Origin of the sequence: Streptomyces phyllanthi (assembly GCF_009377205.1) — a bacterium.
GTDB lineage: Bacteria > Actinomycetota > Actinomycetes > Streptomycetales > Streptomycetaceae > Streptomyces > Streptomyces phyllanthi.
In genome coordinates this window covers 1-4,681 of record NZ_VJZE01000596.1, presented here as the reverse complement: position 1 = coordinate 4,681, position 4,681 = coordinate 1, and the positions used below count along the sequence as shown (strand labels likewise).

Below are 4,681 nucleotides of genomic sequence, written 5' to 3'. Positions count from 1 at the left end.
GTCGTACGATCCGCCGCCGCCCGCGCGGCCCTGGCATCCTCCCCGGCCGCCACGCTCGCCTCGTACCACGCCTCGCTGCTCCGCGTCACGAACCGGCGGCCCTCCTCGGAGCCGAACCAGGCCATGGCCTTCTGCGGATCCACGGACGCGCCGGTCTCAAGATGGAGGGTGAGGCCGACGAGCCCCATGTCCCAGCCGACACCCACCGCTCCGGGCCCGAACTCGCCCCAGCGCTCGTCGTCGACGTGGGCGATGTGGTCGAGCTCGAAGCGGGCCCGGCCCTCCCCCTCCGGGATCACCCGCAGCTCGATCCAGCTGACGTCACCGCCGTACTCCCAGGTCGCGGCGAAGCTCTCCGGCGGATCACAGCGCTCGATCGTGCCGCCCGCGTTGCCCTCCAGCTGGTAACGCCCACCGAGGCGCAGCTCTCCGGAGACGGGCAGGAACCAGCGGGGGATGCGCTCGGGGTTGGTGCAGGCGTCCCACACGTCCTCGGCGGTCGAGTCGTACGTCTGACTCACGGTCACCACACGCGCCTCGCCCGCCTTGAAGACACGGGAGCCGACCCGGCGCCGTACGGCATTGATCTGATGGGTCACGTCGATCATGAGGCCCTCTCAGGTGCTCTCGGTGGTCTCGGTGGTCTCGGTGCCGGATTCGTGAGCGGCGGCGTCACGCAACCGCCGCTTACGCCTCCCCCGCGCCAGCTCCGTGGCCAGGGCGTCCAGACGCGGGGCCCAGAGCCGGCGGAAACGGTCGAGCCAGACATCTATGTCACGCAACGACTCCGAGTTCACGGCATACAGCCGCCGGGCCCCCTCCGGACGCACCGTCGCGAAGCCGTTCTCCCGCAACACCTTCAGATGCTGCGAGACACCGGGCTGCGATATCCCGAACTCCGCCCTGATGACCTCCGAGAGGGCCCCCGAGGTCCTCTCCCCATCGGCCAGCAACTCCAGAATCCGCCGCCGAACGGGGTCCCCGAGCACATCGAACGCGTGCATGGCGCCACCATATCACCACACGCTTATATAAGCGCAAGCTTACACAAGCCACCGGAGTACCGCCGACCCCGCCTTACCCGCCCAGACCGTTGTCGGCGAGCCACTGCGGATCCGGCGCCACCGCCTGCAGCACCTCCACGAACACCCCGTCCGGCCCGGCGACCTGGAACCGGCGCTGCCCCCACGGCTCGGTCACCGGCGGCAGGACCACCTCGAGACCGGCCGCACTCAGCCGCTCGAACTCGGCATCCACATCGGCGACCAGGAACGCCACCAAGGTGCCGGCCACCGACTTGCCCCGGACCGCCCGCGGCCACGACTCGTGATCCCGCCGGACGAAGTCCAGGCTCACGTTCGGGTGCTCCGCGTGCTGCGTGTTCACGTACCAGCCGATGTCGACACCGATCTTGAACCCGAAGTGCTCGACGAACCACGCCGCACTCGCACCCGGGCTCTCCGCCGCCAACGCCATCCCCATCAAACCGAACTGCATACGCACCCCTCCCTGCCCCTGAACCCCTGGCCCCACAAGTCGATCATTTGTACCAACATTGCGATCGCGATCCCCTGTCAGTTCTGGCCAAAGCCCAACCGGTTCACGCCGCGACCGACCGGCGCCAACGCACACCCATCCGGGTTCACACCACCCCAAACGCGCGCCTCGCGCCCCCGTCCGGCACACTCGAATCCGGAAGGCTCTCGGTGCGACACCCCGTCAGAAGCGGGGACGGACCAGGCCTTTCGCACGCTCCGGGCACACCAGCCACCCGGTAGCGTGGCACGAAGGGTGGTTAACGACGGAACCAGACCGCAGGTTCCGGTTCGACCTCATTGCCCGGCGTAACCTGTCGTGATACACAGAGTGACGTTACGACCCTTCACCACACCGTCCCGCACCCCCCGCCAGGGGCTCACGCGGGCCGGCGGCAAGGGATCCGTACGAAAACCGCCAACCAATGACGCCAAGTCGACATACGACAGCGGAATTGTCGGCGACAATGGGCCCGACCTCTGCGCACCCGTGTCAGAGGGTGCAGAACTACCCACTAGGGGCGGTGACTTACATGTTCGTTGCAGCCGAAAAGGGCGATATCACCACCATCATCGGCGGAATCGCCCCTGACTGGGGCCCCTTCGGCAGCCTGGGCAACGAGGCGCGCGTGATGATCGAGGTCGTCATGGCCATCGCCATCCTCCTCTGCCTCGGCATCGCGATCTGGGGCGCCGCCAAGCAGCGCATCGGCGCGACGGCCCTCCGCGACACCTTCAGCGCCGAACAAGGCAAGGGCCTCATCATCGCGGGCCTCACCGGTGTCTTCATCATCGGTTCACTGGGCACGCTCTTCACCATCGTGTACGGCATGGCCGTGTAGGCGCGCCGAACGCGTGGCAGCCCGTCAGTTCCAGCAAACCGTCAGCTCGAGCAAACCGTCAGTCCCGGCCGGGCCCGCCCGGTGCCCCACTACCCCCACCCGTCCGTCGTGCCCACCGGCTGAGGTTGCGTTCCCCTGATGTCCCTGATGTCGAGTCTTCACACCGCGCCCGCGCGGGAACCAGCACGGCTACCGTCGTACTGCTATGCGTTGCGGTACGAGACGGTGCCCACACCCACCGTCTCTCCGTGCGCGGTCCTTCCGTACGAGGTCGAGGGGGCGTACGCGGCATGAGTCTCGGCGACGATCAGGGGTACGGCGACACCGGCTCACGGGCCGACGACCACGGAACGTACGGCGGCACGGGTCAGACCCGCACCAGACTGCCCGAACAGGGCGGCGGCGTGTACGGGGGCGCCCGCCGCGGCCGCCAGTCGTCCTCACGCAGCCTCGTCACCGTGGTGGGCGTGGTGGTCCTGCTCATCGCCGCCATCGCCTTCGCCAACCGCGGAGACGGCGACTCCACCGACGACGCGGCCTCCGGCAACGACAACACGGAAACCTCAGCGACGGCCCCCTCCGGGGAGCGTCCGGTGAGAGCGAAGACGGCGGGAATCCCTTCAGGATTCGCACACAGCGAGCAGGGAGTCGAGTCGGCGGCGGCGAACTACGCGGTGGTGCTGGGCTCAACCGGCATGTTCAAGAAGGACAGCCGCCACACCATCGTGGACACCGTCTACACCTCCGCAGCCGCCGACAAGCTCGAGGCTCCGCTGGACGAGGCGTACTCGGAGGGCTTCCTCAGTCGAATGGGCCTCGACGCCGACGGCAACCCACCCGAAGGCAGCACGTTCGTGTCGCGCGTGATCCCGGTGGGCACGAAGGTCCAGGACTACGGCGGCAGCACAGCCAAGGTCGCGGTCTGGTACATGGGCCTCATCGGCATGTCCGGCCAGAACTCAACAGACCCCGTCACCTCCTCCTGGAAGACCTGGACCTTCGACCTGCAGTGGTCCAATGGCGACTGGAAGATCGTCAAGGACACCCAGACTGACGGCCCCGCCCCCGTTCCCGGTGACGACAAGGCCGCGACGTCCGACGAGATCAGCAAGGCCGTCGAAGAGTACGGAGGGTTCACGTATGCCCGGTAGCCCGAACCGTGCGCTCAAACTCGCCGGAGTCGTAGCGGCCGTACAGACCACGGCCGTCCTGATGGCCTCCCAGGCCTACGCGGCACCCACACCCACACCGACGCCGTCCCCCTCGGACAACGCCTGCGACCTCATCGCGGGCGAGGCCAGGAAGTACTGCGAGGACGGGCAGGGGGAAAGCGGCCGCTCCGGCACGACCCTTGACCCCACCAGCACCCTCGACCCCCTCTCCTCCCTAGCCAAAGGCTGCGCCGACGCCGCCTCCTGGACCATCGACAAACTCTCCGAAGCCGTCAAGGAAACCGCGAACGTCGACTTCACGAACCAGACGTTCCTCCAGCAGTACGCCGTCGTCTTCGCCGCCTCCACCATCCTCACCCTCCTCCTCTGGCTGCTCGCCGTCGCCAAGCGAGCCGTACGAGGCGTCCCCCTCACCACCGCCCTCTCCGAGGCCATCGGCTTCCTCTGGCTCACGGTCCTCGCCTCGGCCTTCACCCCCCTGATCCTCTACACCGTCGTATCGGCCACCGACGGCGTCACCGAAGTCCTGGCCAAAGCCACCGGCAACCAGACCGACGCCTTCTTCGGCAACTTCTCCGGCGCCCTGAGCAAGGGCGAGGACATCGGCGGCGGCCCCATCATGCTCATCGTCGTGTCCCTGGTCTCGATCCTCGCGGCCGGCGTCCTGTGGCTGGAGCTCGTCATCCGCGCCGCCCTCCTCTACGTCGGCGCCCTCCTCGGCACCGTCGTCTATGCCGGACTCGTCGACAAGAACCTCTGGGGCCACGTCCGCCGCTGGGCGGGCATCATGATCGCCGTCATCCTCGTGAAACCCGTCATCGTCATCGTCCTCGGACTCGCCGGCGCGCTCTCCGGCGAGGAAGGCCCCGACGCCTTCTCCGCCGTGGTCTCCGGCCTGGCCATCATCCTGCTGGCCATCTTCGCCTCCGCGATGATCTACCGCTTCGTCCCGGGCTTCGGCGACGAGATCGCCAACTCCCGCAACAACCGCCTCATGCGAGGCGCCGAGAACAAGGCCGCGGCCGTCATCAGCTCCCCCGCCACCCTCGTCGCCCAGGGCATCAAGACCCACAGCACCCGGGCGGACAACAACGGCGGCGGCAGCCAGTCGTCCGGCCCCCGCCCCTCCAAC

The 4,681-nt window shown here is 68.1% G+C and carries 6 protein-coding genes; 3 read left to right on the top strand and 3 right to left on the bottom strand.

From position 1 onward, the window contains the following. The 3 genes from FNH04_RS41675 to FNH04_RS41665 all read right to left on the bottom strand — a co-directional run. Nucleotides 1–608: SRPBCC family protein (locus FNH04_RS41675; RefSeq protein ID WP_152791444.1), on the bottom strand; the 608-nt coding region annotated here is incomplete at its 3' end. Nucleotides 609–617: 9 nt separating this feature from the next. Further along, nucleotides 618–1,004 (bottom strand): ArsR/SmtB family transcription factor, encoded by a 387-nt coding sequence (locus FNH04_RS41670; protein WP_152791443.1) that lies wholly within the window; start codon nt 1,002–1,004, stop codon nt 618–620. 73 nt (nt 1,005–1,077) lie between these two features. Then, the gene (locus tag FNH04_RS41665; protein ID WP_152791442.1) at nt 1,078–1,497 is read right to left on the bottom strand and encodes a VOC family protein; all 420 of its coding nucleotides are present in this window, start codon (nt 1,495–1,497) and stop codon (nt 1,078–1,080) included. Between the two features lie 571 nt (nt 1,498–2,068). On the opposite strand from FNH04_RS41665, the gene FNH04_RS41660 reads away from it, so the two are divergent. The 3 genes from FNH04_RS41660 to FNH04_RS41650 form a co-directional block, all read left to right on the top strand. Then, nucleotides 2,069–2,377 (top strand): hypothetical protein, encoded by a 309-nt coding sequence (locus tag FNH04_RS41660; protein ID WP_134033026.1) that lies wholly within the window; start codon nt 2,069–2,071, stop codon nt 2,375–2,377. 290 nt (nt 2,378–2,667) lie between these two features. Then, complete coding sequence (locus tag FNH04_RS41655; RefSeq protein ID WP_152791441.1) at nt 2,668–3,528, top strand: hypothetical protein; 861 nt, start codon at nt 2,668–2,670, stop codon at nt 3,526–3,528. Beyond that, nucleotides 3,518–4,681: hypothetical protein (locus tag FNH04_RS41650; RefSeq protein ID WP_152791440.1), on the top strand; the 1,164-nt coding region annotated here is incomplete at its 3' end. The genes FNH04_RS41655 and FNH04_RS41650, both read left to right, overlap by 11 nt.